Source organism: Amycolatopsis echigonensis (genome assembly GCF_002846615.1).
Taxonomy (GTDB): domain Bacteria; phylum Actinomycetota; class Actinomycetes; order Mycobacteriales; family Pseudonocardiaceae; genus Amycolatopsis; species Amycolatopsis echigonensis.
The window spans coordinates 2,294,999-2,309,122 of record NZ_PJMY01000003.1; the positions used below are offsets into that span (position 1 = coordinate 2,294,999).

Consider the following 14,124-nt stretch of genomic DNA (forward strand, 5'->3'; position numbering starts at 1 on the left):
TTCCCGCGCCGTCGCTGATTCGTCCACTATGGACAGTTCAGCGCGCGAGCCCGTCGATGACCTCGGCGTTCGGCAGCCCCGCGAGCGCCGCACCGGAGATCAGGAGCTTGCTGCCGCGGATCCCGCTGCCGATCACGAGCTCCGGCGCGTCCGCGACGGCTTGGTCGATGAGGATCGGCCAGTCCGCGGGCAGTCCGACGGGCGTGATGCCGCCGTACTCCATGCCGGTGAGGGAAACAGCCTCGTCCATCGGCGCGAAGGACGCCTTGCGCACGTCGAGGCGGCGCTTGATGACTCCGTTGACGTCGGCGCGGGTCGTCGCGAGCACGAGCGCCGCGGCGAACCGGACTTCCCCAGCGCGCTTGCCAGCGACCACGACGCAGTTCGCGGACGCGGTCAACGGCGACCCGTACGCCTCGCAGAACGCGGCGGTGTCGGCGAGCTCCGGATCGATCTCGGTGACGCCGAGCTCGTCCGGCGCGGGCATCGAGGCGAGCGCCTTGGCGACGGGTTCGGCGAGCAGGTCAGTGCGGGTCGGTGCGGGAACGACGGTCAGGCTCCCGGCGATAGTCCAGGTGGTCACCGGCCCGAATGTAATCCGCCCGGCACGACGCTCACCAGTTGCGGTGGCCTCGCTGCACCTCGATGAGCTTCGGCCGCACGTCGACGATGTAGACGAGCGCCGCCGCCATCGCGGGCACCCAGAAGATGAATCCGGGTCCCTCGATCTGGAAAAGCACCAGTGCGAGCGTGGCCCCGCCGGTGATGAGCATCCAGATCGGCTTGGTTTTGCGATCGGCCGCCGAGTACGCGTCAGCTCGCTGCAGCAGCGCGTGAACGAAGGCGAAGAGCCCGACCAAGGCGCTGCCCCAGTGGATGACCTCGAGGATCCATTCGGCAACCAGCACGACGTCAGCTTACGGCAAACCGCCCACGCCGCCCGCTGCCCCGAAGCCCGGCAGCGCGACATGACCGCTGGTCAGACCCGGGTTCGCCACGTTCGGCCATGGTGCGCTGCGGCGACGGACGCTGAGGTGACAACGGTCACTCCGGCCGGGCCGCATCGACTCCAGTGGGGGTCCGCCAGGCCCGGCCCCGCGCTCGACTTAGGTCGAACCCACCATCCACCCGCGATCCTGGGCTCGACCTAACGTCGCTCGCCGCGCCAGGTCCGACCCAACATCGGTCCCCGTGCTTTGCCACCTCAGGCACGCCCCCGCCGAAACATCCCCAACGCAGCACACGGCGGCCGGGTCAAACCTCGACCCGGCCGCCGTACGACCCCTCGATCTTCACTTCTCGCCCTCGGCGACTCCGGCGCTAACCGAGCCGCCCCAACGGTTCCAGCGCCGAAGCACTCGAACCGCCGTCAGTGCGGTACCGGCGCCTAGCCCGCCGTCACTTCTCCGTCTTCGGCGCGGCCGGCTTCTTGGCGTTCGCCGTGGTGGCGGTGCTGGTGGTCGTGCGACGGGCCGGGGTGGCCGTCTTCGGCGCGGTGCGGTTCGCGGCCTTGCGGGCCACCGACCGGGTCTCGTGCGCGACGTTCTCGCCGATTTCCTCGACCGCGTCCGCGGTGTCGCCGGCCACCTCGGTCACCTTGCGGGCGGCCTTCTCGCCGGCCGAGCGGGTGCGCTTGGTGACCTTCGACAGCACGCCGTCAACGCGCTCGCGGGTCTCCTCGGTCAGGCCGTCGACGCGCTCCTGCGCGGCGGTCAGCGCGTCCTCCAGCTGCTCGAGGGCCTTCTTGACCTGCGGCTGAGCGGCGATCTTGTCCCACGCCTGCTCGCCGGACTCGGCCAGCTTGTTGTACAGCTTCAGCGCGGCCTCGGTGTACTCGTCGATGGCCTTGCGCAGTTCGGCCGGGTCGAGCTTCTCGCGGAGGCTCTCGACGTCGGTCGGCAGCTCCTCGAGGCCCTTGCGAGCGGCTTCGGTGTTCTTGGTGACGTTGGCGCGAGCCTTGGCGACCGCGTCGGTCACGGCCTGGCTGGCCAGATTGCCGGCGCCGAGCGCGGCGAGCAGCGGGGTGCGGACCTGGTCGAGCGCGGTGTTGACGGCCTTGCGGACGTCCTCGGTCTTGGGCGTGGTCATGCCGACTCCTCAGTGGTCTCTTGAGCGGTCTCGTGGGTGGTCTTCGGCTGGGTGGTCTTCGGTGCGGTGTTCGCGGCGGCGTTTTCGCGCCGGAAGGACTCGTAGACGTCGAGCAGGACCTGCTTCTGCCGTTCGGTCAGCTCGGCGTCGGAGCGGATCGCGTCGCCGACCGGGCCGCCGGTCGGCAGGTCGAGAATCCCGGCCTGCACGTACAACGCTTCGGCCGAGATCCGCAGCCCCTTGGCGATCTGCTGGAGGATCTCCGCGCTGGGTTTGCGGACCCCGCGCTCGATCTGGCTCAGGTACGGATTGGACACTCCGGCGAGTTTCGACAGCTGGCGCAGCGAAATCTTCGCGGAGCTGCGCTGCTGGCGGATGTACTCGCCGATGTCGGAGGCGATGTCCGCGACCTTGTCCATGGGGCGCTGTGCTCCGCCGGGTTCTGTCATCCGGTCACCTCCTCGCGACCTACTCGACAGTACGCTCGAGTGCTAGCTATTGCAAGCACTCTGCTTGCAACCATCGGGTGTGCTTCCGCTCACCCCGTTACCCTGGGCTTATGCGGGCACAACGGTTGCGTCGACGCCTGGTCCGGCAGCTCGTCGAGGAGGACGTGCTGCACGACGAGGCCTGGACCGAAGCCTTCGCCGCCGTCCCGCGGCACGCGTTCCTGCCGCGGTTTTTCGTGCCCGCCGGCAACCGCTGGGCAGCGGTCGAACGCGGCGATCCGGACTGGCTGGACCGCGTCTACTCGCGCGACGTCCTGGTCACCCAGCTCGACGACGACCCCGCGCGCTGGGACTACGCCCGCACGCACGGGCCGGTCCCCGGCGTGCCGACCAGTTCGTCCAGCATGCCCGCGATCATGGCGATCATGCTGGAAGAACTCCTGGTCCGCGACGGCGATCGCGTGCTGGAGATCGGCACCGGAACCGGCTACAACGCCGCTTTGCTGTGCCACCGCTGCGGTTCCGGCCAAGTGTCCACTGTGGATATAGATCCGGACATCGCGGCCGCCGCGCGGGAACGCCTCAACTCCTGCGGCTACGCCCCCGCGTGCGCCACCGGCGACGGCGCACTCGGCTTCCCGGCCGGAATACTGTTCGACCGGGTCCTGTGCACCGCGTCGGTATCGCGGATTCCCGTTGCTTGGCTTGCCCAAACACTCCCTGGCGGGCACATCGTCACGACCCTCAACCGCCCGCTCGGCGGCGGACTCGTCCGCCTCACCGCGGGCGAAGGCGCGACCGCCGAAGGCCGGGTCCTAGCCCGCGACGGCCGCTTCATGCCGTTGCGCGCGCATCGCCTGCCCCCGCTCGCGGAGGTGCCGCCCGCCGACGACGCGCAATGGCGGCCCACCAAGGTGTCCATGTCAGACGTCCTTAAGCCGCAACGACATTTCGAGTTCTTCGTGTCACTGGAGCTGCCCGAAGTACGCCCGGTGCACGTCGACCCGAACGGTGGCTTCGCAGTGTCCCATCCGGACGGTTCATGGGCCCGAACCCGCCGCACCGACTCGGGTTTCGAGGTAGCGCAAGGAGGTCCGCGCGCATTGTGGGATCTCGCCGAGGACGCGCACTGCCGCTGGGAAGCACTGGGACGCCCTGGCAGGTCGCGTTTCGGCCTGACCGTGAACGGCGAGGAACAAACCTTCTGGCTGGATGATCCGCAATCCGAAAACCGCTGGCCGTGCGGCTGATCCGCCTCGAACCCGTCCGGCGCGTCGACCAGGGACAGGCCGACGTCGGCGATGAAGAAGTCCGGACCGGCGCTGTCGAAAACGAATCCGCGAATGCCAGCGGAGTTACGACGAACGTCCCCGCACGGAGGAAGCGTGCCGGGCTGAACCCAGGCCGCTTCCTAGGGTCCGGCCCAATTCTGGCCCGGACCCACTTCTCCACCGCGGTCACGACGTCGTCGAGCCGAGCCTTCGTCGTGTCGACGGACTCGACCTGCCCCCGTATCCACAGGTTGAACTCGAGCATCTCCGCGATGCGCGGTTCGTCCCACTCCCGCCACGCCGGCCGGGCGCGCAACCGCCGCCGGAGAGTGTCGTTGTCCGCGACCAGAGCCAGATAGTGCACCTCCGAGAAGAAAACCCGCTCTGGCAACGGTTCCAGCTCCTGCGGCGCGACTGTCCCGCACAGCACGACCGGCCGTCCGTTCTGGTGCAGCATCGCCGCCAGCCGCAGCCAGGCCCCGCGAAAAGCCGGATTCCCCGGAACGTCGTCGCGGAGCGCACCGGCCCACAGCACGTCCTGCTCCAGCACGACGGCCTCGCCCGCCAACCGGTGTGCCAGCTTCGGCCCGACTGTCGATTTGCCGCCCGCACTCGGCCCCGTCAACGCGAACAACGGCAGCCGCCGGAACGGCCACCGATGTCCGCATTCCGCGCACCGCAGGATGTCCCCGTCGGCCTGTGGACAACTCGCGCGGTCGCCGCAGGCTGGACAGATACGCAGGTCGAGCGCTACCGGAACTGTGGACAACTCAGTCGAAGAGGTTCTCGAGGAAGCTGCGCCTCCGACGTCCGCCGTACGCGCGCGGCGAATCCCCGTAGCCACCGCGGTACGGGCGCGGCGAGTCCGCGTGCCCGCCTCGGAACGGGCGCGGCGAGTCCGAATGCCCTCGATACGGCCGGGGCGAATCCGAGTACCCGCCTTGATAAGGGCGCGGCGAATCGGGACGGCCGTACGGCGGTGGCTGCTGCCGATAGAAAGCGCTCTCCGCACCGGCGATCTGCTCCAGCTCGCCGCGGTCGAGGAAGATCCCGCGGCAGCCGTCGCACTGCTCGATGTGGACGCCGTTCTTGTCGAGCGTGCGCATCACGTTCTGACACTTCGGACAAATCACGCATCCGACCCTACACGGATTCGCCGCACCGCGTCAGCAGGCGCAGAGGCAGAACGGGTGGCCGACCGGATCGGCGTAGACGCGAAAAGTCTCCGGGGAATCGTCGAGCAGCTTCGCGCCCAGTCCGAGAATGCGCTGGTGAGCGGCCTCGAGATCGGGGACGTCGAGGTCGAGATGCGCCTGCTGCGGTTTGTCCGGCGAGGGCCATTCGGGCGCTCGGTAATCGGCTACCCGCTGGAATTCCAGCCGGACGCCGCCGCGCGGGTCGACGAGCGTGGCCCAGTGGTTGTCCGGAGCGATCTTGGGTTCGTCCCACTCGAGCAGGGAGCGGTAGAAGCCGGCGAGCGCCCCCGGGTCCGGACAGTCGAACGCAACGCCGCCGAAAGTCGGAACCGCACTCATCTTGTGCCCATCCTCTCCTCGTCGCGTAACCAGTAAAGTGAGTATGTCGGTTAGGGAGCCAGGTCGCAACCGATATCGCCCGTACACTGGGCAGGTGCACACCGACGCTTCCCTGGTGGTCGCCTTTCTCAACACCGTCGACATCGAACGGGGCGACGACCTGCTGGACGATCCGGAGCTCTGGCGGCAGTGGGCCGCGGACCGCGACGTGACACCGAACGATCCCGCCGAAGCCCGCGCCGTACGGGACAGCCTGCGCGCCGCGGTCGGCGATCCGCGGCTTCCCGCGACCACGCTGGACGTCCCGCTCCGCTTCACCCTCACCGAAACCGGCCCGACGCTGCTCACCCCGGACGCCGTCACCGCGACCCTCGCCGCCGCCACCCGTCTGGCCATCCGGGGCGACTGGGTCCGCCTGAAGATCTGCCCTGCCGACGACTGCCGGTGGGCCTTCTTCGACGAATCCCGCAACCGCTCCCGCACCTGGTGCTCGATGCGCGTCTGCGGAAACCGCGAAAAAGCCCGCTCCTGGCGGGCCCGCACGGCGGCTGTGCACAACTAGCCCCCTGTGGACAACTTGTCCACACACACCACATGTGCATGTGCAGATGCCCCGGATCCCTACAAGTTGTGGACAGCGATTAGGCCATCACCGTGAAAACCTGTGGATAACCCCGGGGATAACTCAGCTTCCTGTGGACAACTGGTTTTGAGCGGGCCACGGCTGTGGTATAGGACGGCGCGCAACCGGCCGACCACCCGGCGCACGCAGGCGAGCCCCGCGACCGGTCCAGCAGCCGCCGAGGAAGGCACCCGCGTTCAGGCTGCGCTCCGCTGGGGCCGCGGCGAGCGCCTCCGGGAAGAATTCCGCTCAACCACAACGAACTCCGGCTCGGCCGGAACCTCGAACCGCGGAACCAAAGACCTCAGAACAGCAACTGCGCCACCGTGTAGATCACCAGCCCGGCCAGCGCACCCACCACGGTCCCGTTGATCCGGATGAACTGCAGATCCCTCCCGACCTGCAGTTCGATCTTCCGGGACGTCTCCTCGGCGTCCCACCGCTCGACCGTGTCCGTGATGATCGTCGTGATCTCGCGGGAGTAGTGGGTCACCAGGTAGACCGCCGCGCTCTCGACCCAGCCGTCCACCTTCGAGGTCATCGACGGGTCGTCCACCAGGCGTTTGCCCAGCGATTCCAGGCCGCCGCGGACGCGCTGGCGCAGTTCGCTCGACGGGTCCTCCGCGGCGTTCAGCAGCATCTCCTTGGCAGTCGCCCACGCGTTGCCGATGAGTTTCTGCACTTCACCGTGGTTCACGATCTGGGCCTTGACCTGTTCGGCCCGCTCCATCGTCTTCGGGTCGGTCTGCAGGTCGTGCGCGAACTCGCCGAGGAACTTGTCCAGCGCGAGGCGCATCGGGTGGTTGACGTCCGTTTTCACCGCCCAGGCGAAGGTCAGGACCTCGCCGTACACCTTGTCCGCCAGCATTTCGTCGACGAACTTCGGCGACCAGCTCGGCGCGCGGTCCGAGACCACCCGCAGCATCGTCTGGTGGTTGTCGCGGACCCACTCGTAGGCGCGGTCGCACATCAGGTCCACCAGCTTGTGGTGCGCGCCGTCCTCGAAGACGCCCGCAAGGATCTTGCCGAGCGGCGGCCCCCACGGTTTGTCGATCACGCGCTTGACGACGGCCTGCTCCATGATCGCCTGCACGTCCTCGTCGCGGAGCACTGTCACCGCCCCGCGCACGACTGTCGCCAGTTCCGACGTCACGCGTTCCGCGTTGTCGCGCTGGGCGAGCCAGCCGCCGAGCCTGCTGGCGACCTCGACGCGGCGGAGCTTGTCGCGGATGACGTCCGGGGACAGGAAGTTCGAGCCGACGAACTCGCCGAGGCTGTTGCCGAGCTGGTCCTTCTTGTTCGGGATGATCGCGGTGTGCGGGATCCGCAGGCCGAGCGGATGCCGGAACAGCGCGGTCACCGCGAACCAGTCAGCGAGCGCGCCGACCATGCCCGCCTCGGCCGCGGCGCGCACGTAGCCGACCCAGCCCGGCCAGCCCGCCGACTCCGCCCAGCTCGTCAGCAGGAACACGATCGTCGCGCCGAGCAGGAAGGACAGCGCGACCAGCTTCATCTTGCGCAGGCCGCGCCGTTTCGCCTCTTCGCCGGCGGTGCCGCCGGGCGGGTCCGCGGGCGTGACCTTGGCTGGGGTGAGTTGCTCCACGCCGCCATTGTCCGTGAGGATGCGTCCTCGTGCGTGAACCAGCTCTCGTCCCCCGCCTTCGCCCGTTCACCTCGACGGTCTTCGCGGAGATGACCGCGCTCGCCGTCCGGCACGACGCGGTCAACCTCGGCCAAGGCTTTCCGGACACCGACGGGCCCGCCGGAATGCTCGAAACGGCGAAGAACTCGCTGTTCGGCGGCGACAACCAGTACCCGCCCGGGCCGGGACGTCCGGAGCTGCGCGCCGCGATCAGCCGGCACCGCCAGCGCTACGGCGCCAGCTACGACCCGGACACCGAGATTCTGGTCACCGCGGGCGCGACCGAGGCCATCGCGGCGTCGCTGATCGCGCTGACCGAGGCCGGCGACGAGGTGATCGTGGTCGAGCCGTACTACGACTCGTACGCCGCCGCGGTCGCGATGGCAGGCGCGCAGCGGCGCGTGATCGGGCTGGTCGAAACCGACAGCGGACAGCTCGAACTCGACCTCGACGCCCTCCGCGAGGCGATCACGCCGAAAACCCGCGCAGTACTGCTGAATTCGCCGCACAACCCCACCGGCACCGTGTTTTCGCGCGCGCAGCTGGCGGAAGTCGCGCGGCTATGCGTCGAGCACGACCTCATCGCGGTCACCGACGAGGTCTACGAGCACCTTGTCTTCGACGGCGCCGAGCACCTTCCGCTCGCGTCGTTCCCCGGCATGCGCGAGCGGACCGTCGCGATTTCGAGCGCGGGCAAGACCTTCAACTGCACCGGCTGGAAGATCGGCTGGGTCTGCTCGACCCCGCACCTGGTCGCCGCGGTGAAGGCGGCGAAGCAGTTCATCACCTTCGTCTCCGGCGGACCGTTGCAGCCAGCCGTGGCGTACGCGCTCGACAACGAGCTTGAGTGGGTCGAAAACCTGCGCGTGAGCTTGCAGGAGAAACGCGATCGGCTTTCCGCTGGTCTTGCCGATGCGGGATTCGCGGTCCGGCCGAGCGCGGGGACGTACTTCGTGACTGCTGACGTGCGTCCGCTCGGTTTCGCCGACGCCGCCGAGCTCGCTTGGACGCTGCCGGAACGCGCCGGAGTCGCCGCGGTACCCGTCAAGGTGTTCACGGATCACCCGGACGAGTGGAAACATCTGCTGAGGTTCGCGTTCTGCAAGCGCAACGAGGTGATCGACGAAGCAGTCGAACGCCTGCGGAAACTCGTCTGACGACTGCCGTCGGGGCTCTCGTTGTCGCTGCGGGAACAGAGATACCGAGAGTGTCCCGACGGCCGAAACATCGGGTCAACGCCCGCATTCACCCTGTTGGCGGGCCGCCCGGATGGCCGCATCGGGCCCGGTTGAGGCGACGCAGGGTGATCGACTAGGGCGGATCGGACACTAGAGCCGGTGCGGACGTTCCGCCTTACGGGGTGGATCGAGCGCGGGAGAGATGAAACACTCGCGTCCGGTGCTAGAAAGAGGGCAGCCCCGGGGGACCTGCGACCTGGCCGGAAGACAGCCCCAGCAAGATCAGTCTCGTGCGGTGGCACGAGCTTCAGGCGCGGACGGTGGTGGTGGCGTGACCGGCATGGCGACTCCGCGCGGCCTCGCCGCCTCCGCGACGTCCGGCGCCAGTCCACTCGGGACTACGGGTTCCGCGCTTCTCGGAATGGCCGACCGCGCTTCGAACCGCGCCGAGCGAAGCTCCTCTTTCGCGCGCGCGGGCGTGCGGCGGCGGCCACGCGCTTGGGCGGCTCCGATCGCCCGGCCTGCCGCCCGGATCGCCGTCGCCGGCGGGCTCACCCTGGCCGGATGGCTGCTCGGCGCGGCGTTGTCGCAGGCGAACGCGGCGACGGACGACCACGTCGACCATCCCGCCGTTTCGGCGCACGACACCGAATCGGAGCACCGGCACGCCGGAACGGCCACGTCCGGCACGCTCACCTGGGCCATGCCCGGGGCGGCGACCGGCGCGAAACGCGCCCACGTCCACCGGTTCCAGGTCTCGGCCAACGACTTCCGGCCGGACGTGAGCTTCCGTCCGACCACAGTGGCCGGAAGCGACGCGGACCGTCAGCAAAGCCCGGACCAGCACGCGTCCCCGCCCGCGGCCACGATCGCCAAGCCCGCCAAGCCACAGAGCCCGGGCGCCACCAAGCACCACGCGCCGGCCAGTGTCGTCGCCACCCGGCCCGGCGCCACCAGCGAACCCGGGCAAGGCGTCGCCAGCGAACCGGGGCAGACCGTCGCCAGCAGTCCCCAGCAAGGTCTTCTCGGCGGCCTGCTCAGCAGCACCACCAGCAGCAAACCCGGACAAGACCTCAGCAGCACGAGCCCCGCGCCCGGGCTGCTCGGCGGCCTTCTCGGCGGCTCCGACCGCGAATCCAGCCCAGGCCTGCTGGGCGGGCTGCTCGGCGGCCCCGCCACCACTCAGCCAGGGCTGCTCGGCGGAATCCTCGGAACCGTCACCGACACCGTCAACACGACCGTGCACACCACCGTCACCTCGGTCGACACCGTGATCGACACCGCGCCGATCCGGGTCGTCGAGCCGCCGGCCAACATAGTCGAACCCGCGCCTTCGGCCAGCGGGTCGGTCAGCGCCTCGGTCCCAGCGGCCAAGCTGGCGAAAGAATCCGAAGCTCCGGTTGCCGTGCCCGTCGCCAAGCAGACGCCCGTCGTGCACACTGCGCCCGAGCGCGTCCTCACCGAGCAGCCCGCCGCCATGCCGGTGGAGACCCTGCCCGCGCCGCCGGTCCAGGAACGCAGCCAGGCCGGAGGCGGCAGCAGCGGTGGCGGCGAAGGCCTTCCCGCGGCTCCGGCCGCGCCCGCCGCGCCCGCGTCGACTGTCTCACCGGGACACGACGGTTCCGGCGGCCTGCGCCAGCTGTTCGCGCTGGCCGGCGACGGCAACACCGTCACTCAGCTCAAGCTCATCGGCGTGAGCCGCGACCACGAGGTCGACGGCGCGGGCAGGGACGCCGCCCTGCCGACCACCTCCCCGGACTGACCGCCCGACCGGTTATCCGGGGAGAGCCACGTCCGTCTCAAGATCAACTTCTTGATCGCGCGCGCCCGTTCGCTGCGCCGGGCTCACCCTTCGTCCTACTTCGACCCAGGGGCTGAACCATGACCGCACTTCCCGACCGGCCGACCGCGCCCGGCCGGATCGGGTCCTGGTCCCGGCGCCGCGCTGCCCCCGCGGCGCCGGGACCCACCACGGGCGTGCTCCGGAGGCTTTCGCTCACCGCGCCGAGCGAGGGCCTGCGCCAACCGAAGCCCGCCTGAACCGAGGGCGCTTCCCGGCACTTCGAGGGGCTGTGCCGGGAAGCGCCTCGGACGATCGGCCGGTGCGCCGGACAGGTGACCGCCACCCTCCCTGGAGTGGCTGGATCCCATCCGGTGCACCGGCTGTTCATTTTTTCCGAGCAAGAACCGCGCTACGTCACCGAAATCCGTTCCGCGGGCACGTCCGCGCAGCCGCGCACCGAAGCCGCCGCCGCGCTCACCCGCCGCACCGCCTCCGGCAACTGCTCGCGCGGCAGCCCGAACGGCACCCGCAGCCAGCGTTCCAATCCGCCGTGCACCCCGAACCTCGACCCGGGCGCGATCTGCACCCCGTGATTCGCCGCCGACACCGCCAATCGCGTGCTCATCGGTTCCGGCAATCGGCACCACACCGACAATCCGCCGGGCGGCACCTCGAAGGTCCACTCTGGACAGTACTTGCGCAGTGCCGCGATCGTGATGTCCCGTTGCTCCCGGAATTCCGTCCGGCGGCGGGCGAGCACGTCGTACCCCTCCGGTTCCAGCAGTGCCGCCAGCACCAGCTGGTCGAACACGGGTGCGCCGAGATCGACCGCGAACCGTGAGGACTGCAGCCCGTCCAGCACATCCGTCGACGCCCGGATCCAGCCCAGCCGCAACCCTCCCCACTGCGATTTCGCCGCCGATCCGACGGTCAGCACCAGATCCTCGGCGAACGCGGCCAGCGGCGGTGGACCGTCTACCGGATCGCCCTCGTAGTCCAGTTCCACCAACGATTCGTCGACCACGACCGGCGTCCGCGACCGGGCGAGCAGGCCACCGAGCCGTTCGCGACCCGCCGCGTCGAGGCGGAGTCCGGTCGGGTTCTGGAAGTCCACCACGAGGTAGCCGAACCGGGGCGCGGCCTGCCGCAGTGCGGCCTCGATTCCGGGCAGATCCCAGCCGTGCACCGGATCGAGTGCGACGGGTACCGGCAGCGCGTGTGTCGCGCGGACGGCGTCGATCGCGTTGGGATACGTCGGCTGCTCGAGCAGCACCCGGTCGCCGGGTCCGGTCAGCATCCGCAGGCAGAGCACGAAAGCGGAGTACGCACCGGACGTGACCAGCACCTGGTCCGGCGAGGTCGGCAGACCGCGCGCGGTGTAGCGCTCGGCGATCCGTTCGCGCAACCGAGGGAGTCCGCCGGTGAGGTAACCGTTGCCGCTGACGTACTCGGCCAGATCACGCCGCGCGGTGTCGAACGCGGCCATCAGCCCAGGTACCGCGGGCGGCGCGGCTCGTGCGAGGTCGAGAAGGTCGTCGCGGACCGCCTCGGCCTCGTCGCGGTTTCCGACCCCGGCCACCCACGATCCGGCCCCGCGCCGGCTGGCGACGAGCCCGTCCGCACGGAGCCGGTCGAGGGCCGCGCCGATGAGCGTGCGGCTGACGCCGAGCGCGTCGGCGAGTTCGCGCTCGGCGGGCAGCCGGGTGCCGATCGGCAACTGCCCGTCGAGCACGTGCAACTCGACCGCCGCGGCGAGGTCGGACGCACCCTGCCGGGAGCCACGCTGCCGCCATTCCCCCAGCAATGTGGCCAATCGCCGTCCCGAGATGCGTCCTCCGAGAGGTTCCATAAGGCCAATTATCACGCATTGGCCATGGTTTATCAGGCCACTTGTCGCCAATAGTGGAGAAGTGGCAGTTACCGATCTCAGTCCCCTCAGCCTCCGCCGAGCCCCCGCGCGCCGGGGTGTCCAGCTGCTCGCCGGCCTCGCGCTCTACGGCGCGAGCATGGCCATGCTCACCCGCGCCCACCTCGGCCTCGACCCGTGGGACGTGCTGCACGAGGGCCTCACCAAGATCACCGGCCTGAGCTTCGGCACGGTCACCGCCATCGCGTCGGTGTTCGTGCTGCTGGTGTGGATTCCGCTACGGCAGCGGCCGGGCATCGGCACCGTCGCGAACGTCGTCGTGATCGCGGTGACCGTCGACGCGGTGCGCGCCGTCTTGCCGGACCAGCATGTTCTGGTCTGGCAGATCCTGCTGCTGGTCGGCGGTGTAGTCCTGAACGCCCTCGCGACCGCGGTGTACGTCGGCACCCGCCTGGGCCCCGGACCGCGAGACGGGCTAATGACCGGCCTGCACGCCCGCACCGGCTGGTCCGTCCGCCTGGTCCGGACCGGCATCGAGGTGCTCGTCCTCGCCGCGGGCTGGCTTCTCGGCGGCACGGTCGGCGTCGGAACCGTGCTGTACGCCCTCAGCATCGGCCCGCTGACCCAGGCGCTGCTCCCCTTGGTCACGTGGCGCACCGGGGCGCACCAGCAAGAGCAGCATTAGCGCTTGCCGACGGCCTGCCGGACCGCCGGATAGTCGATACCGCGCGCCGCGAGGAAGTCGGCCACCGGACCGCGCTGTTTGACCAGCGCGAGCAGCAGGTGCTCCTGGCCGAGATGCTTGTCGCCGAGATCCTGCGCCTCCCGCAGGCTCATCTGCAGCGCGTCCTTCGCCTCCGCGGTGAACGGCAAGTGATTGCGCTTCGCAGGCCGACTTGCCTGAGCAAGCGCGCCCGGTCCGTGCGTCTGCTCGACCCGCTCGACAATCTGATCAACGTCGATGCCGAACTCGGTGAGCGCCTCGGCATCGGCGTCACTGATCCCGCCACGTCGGCGTACACGGGCAAGCTCAGCGAAGACGTCGTCGCGCGACACCCCGAGGACTTTCAGCAGCCGCACGGCCTCGCCGTCCTCAATCCGCGCCAGCCCAGCAAAAACGGCCTCCGCGGAAATCTCACGCGCCCCGGCTTCCTGCGCCGCCGCCTGCGCCTCGACCACCGCTCTCCGCGCGTCGTGCGTGAACTTCTCGAACATCAATGCCTCCCGTACTTTTTGTGCACGGCCTGCCGACTAACCCCCAACTCGGCCGCGATGTCCTGCCAAGACCAGCCGTGCATGCGCGCACTGCGCACCTGCACCGCCTCCAACTGCTCGAGCAACCGCCTCAGCGCCGCCACCGCCCGAAGCCCCACCCGGGGATCCCGATCACCAGCGCGAGCGGCCAAATCCGTCGCCTCCGTCATGACGTCAATCTAGGTTGACACCACCATCAGTGTCAACTCCGGTTGACATCGCCCAACCGCACCGATGCAGCCGCCCCCAACCCGCAGCCGACGCACCCGCGATCGAGGCACCCAGCCCCTCCCCCGCACCCCGATACGAAGCCTCCCTGCGGTTCGGGGGTGCTTGTCAAGGCATCTTTCCCGCCTTGACAAGCACCCCCGAACCGTCAGCACACTCGGCTTCGGGGTGCCCCACGCAACAACCACCCACCTGCAACGTCGCCCC

The 14,124-nt window shown here is 69.5% G+C and carries 15 protein-coding genes and 1 pseudogene; 5 read left to right on the top strand and 11 right to left on the bottom strand.

Annotation, left to right across the window (positions count from 1 at the left end; all coding sequences use genetic code 11):
- Nucleotides 1-37: 37 nt before the first annotated feature.
- The 4 genes from ATK30_RS15510 to ATK30_RS15525 form a co-directional block, all read right to left on the bottom strand.
- Nucleotides 38-583, bottom strand: coding sequence for a YbaK/EbsC family protein (locus ATK30_RS15510; protein ID WP_101436198.1), 546 nt, complete (start codon nucleotides 581-583; stop codon nucleotides 38-40).
- A 31-nt stretch (nucleotides 584-614) separates the two neighbouring features.
- A complete protein-coding gene (locus tag ATK30_RS15515; protein ID WP_101436199.1) occupies nucleotides 615-908 on the bottom strand; it encodes a DUF2516 family protein in 294 nt (97 codons plus the stop codon).
- A gap of 490 nt (nucleotides 909-1,398) precedes the next feature.
- A complete protein-coding gene (locus ATK30_RS15520) occupies nucleotides 1,399-2,088 on the bottom strand; it encodes a hypothetical protein (protein WP_101436200.1) in 690 nt (229 codons plus the stop codon).
- Complete coding sequence (locus ATK30_RS15525; protein ID WP_101436201.1) at nucleotides 2,085-2,507, bottom strand: helix-turn-helix domain-containing protein; 423 nt, start codon at nucleotides 2,505-2,507, stop codon at nucleotides 2,085-2,087. Before ATK30_RS15525 ends, ATK30_RS15520 begins: the two co-directional genes overlap by 4 nt.
- Before the next feature lie 140 nt (nucleotides 2,508-2,647).
- Here ATK30_RS15525 and tgmC point away from each other — a divergent pair, with 140 nt between their 5' ends.
- Nucleotides 2,648-3,787, top strand: coding sequence for an ATP-grasp peptide maturase system methyltransferase (tgmC, locus tag ATK30_RS15530; RefSeq protein ID WP_101436202.1), 1,140 nt, complete (start codon nucleotides 2,648-2,650; stop codon nucleotides 3,785-3,787).
- Nucleotides 3,788-3,962: 175 nt separating this feature from the next.
- Here the strand turns inward: tgmC and ATK30_RS47705 are convergent.
- The 3 genes and pseudogenes from ATK30_RS47705 to ATK30_RS15545 form a co-directional block, all read right to left on the bottom strand.
- A pseudogene (locus ATK30_RS47705) lies at nucleotides 3,963-4,577 on the bottom strand (AAA family ATPase); the annotation flags it as partial.
- Nucleotide 4,578: 1 nt separating this feature from the next.
- On the bottom strand, nucleotides 4,579-4,941 hold the full coding sequence (locus tag ATK30_RS15540) for a zf-TFIIB domain-containing protein (protein ID WP_101436203.1): 363 nt from the start codon (nucleotides 4,939-4,941) through the stop codon (nucleotides 4,579-4,581).
- A 33-nt stretch (nucleotides 4,942-4,974) separates the two neighbouring features.
- Nucleotides 4,975-5,343: a VOC family protein gene (locus tag ATK30_RS15545; protein WP_101436204.1), complete on the bottom strand. Its 369-nt coding sequence runs from the start codon at nucleotides 5,341-5,343 to the stop codon at nucleotides 4,975-4,977.
- Between the two features lie 94 nt (nucleotides 5,344-5,437).
- Between ATK30_RS15545 and ATK30_RS15550 the strand changes: the two genes are divergently transcribed.
- Nucleotides 5,438-5,905, top strand: a complete 468-nt coding sequence (locus tag ATK30_RS15550) for a CGNR zinc finger domain-containing protein (protein WP_101436205.1) — start codon at nucleotides 5,438-5,440, stop codon at nucleotides 5,903-5,905.
- A gap of 364 nt (nucleotides 5,906-6,269) precedes the next feature.
- Here the strand turns inward: ATK30_RS15550 and ATK30_RS15555 are convergent, their stop codons facing one another.
- A complete protein-coding gene (locus tag ATK30_RS15555; RefSeq protein ID WP_101436206.1) occupies nucleotides 6,270-7,568 on the bottom strand; it encodes a DUF445 domain-containing protein in 1,299 nt (432 codons plus the stop codon).
- A 29-nt stretch (nucleotides 7,569-7,597) separates the two neighbouring features.
- Here ATK30_RS15555 and ATK30_RS15560 point away from each other — a divergent pair, with 29 nt between their 5' ends.
- A complete protein-coding gene (locus ATK30_RS15560) occupies nucleotides 7,598-8,764 on the top strand; it encodes a pyridoxal phosphate-dependent aminotransferase (RefSeq protein WP_101436207.1) in 1,167 nt (388 codons plus the stop codon).
- A gap of 316 nt (nucleotides 8,765-9,080) precedes the next feature.
- Complete coding sequence (locus ATK30_RS15565; protein WP_143271381.1) at nucleotides 9,081-10,547, top strand: hypothetical protein; 1,467 nt, start codon at nucleotides 9,081-9,083, stop codon at nucleotides 10,545-10,547.
- Nucleotides 10,548-10,977: 430 nt separating this feature from the next.
- Here ATK30_RS15565 and yczR read toward each other — a convergent pair whose 3' ends face one another.
- Nucleotides 10,978-12,417, bottom strand: a complete 1,440-nt coding sequence (gene yczR, locus ATK30_RS15570; protein WP_101436209.1) for a MocR-like transcription factor YczR — start codon at nucleotides 12,415-12,417, stop codon at nucleotides 10,978-10,980.
- 61 nt (nucleotides 12,418-12,478) lie between these two features.
- Between yczR and yczE the strand changes: the two genes are divergently transcribed.
- Nucleotides 12,479-13,120, top strand: coding sequence for a membrane protein YczE (gene yczE / locus ATK30_RS15575; protein WP_101436210.1), 642 nt, complete (start codon nucleotides 12,479-12,481; stop codon nucleotides 13,118-13,120).
- On the opposite strand, the gene ATK30_RS15580 is transcribed toward yczE, so the two are convergent.
- Together ATK30_RS15580 and ATK30_RS15585 are read right to left on the bottom strand one after the other, a co-directional pair.
- The gene (locus tag ATK30_RS15580; RefSeq protein ID WP_101436211.1) at nucleotides 13,117-13,650 is read right to left on the bottom strand and encodes a Clp protease N-terminal domain-containing protein; all 534 of its coding nucleotides are present in this window, start codon (nucleotides 13,648-13,650) and stop codon (nucleotides 13,117-13,119) included. The two genes, yczE and ATK30_RS15580, sit on opposite strands and share 4 nt — an antisense overlap.
- The gene (locus tag ATK30_RS15585) at nucleotides 13,650-13,859 is read right to left on the bottom strand and encodes a hypothetical protein (protein WP_009071860.1); all 210 of its coding nucleotides are present in this window, start codon (nucleotides 13,857-13,859) and stop codon (nucleotides 13,650-13,652) included. Before ATK30_RS15585 ends, ATK30_RS15580 begins: the two co-directional genes overlap by 1 nt.
- Nucleotides 13,860-14,124 lie beyond the last annotated feature (265 nt).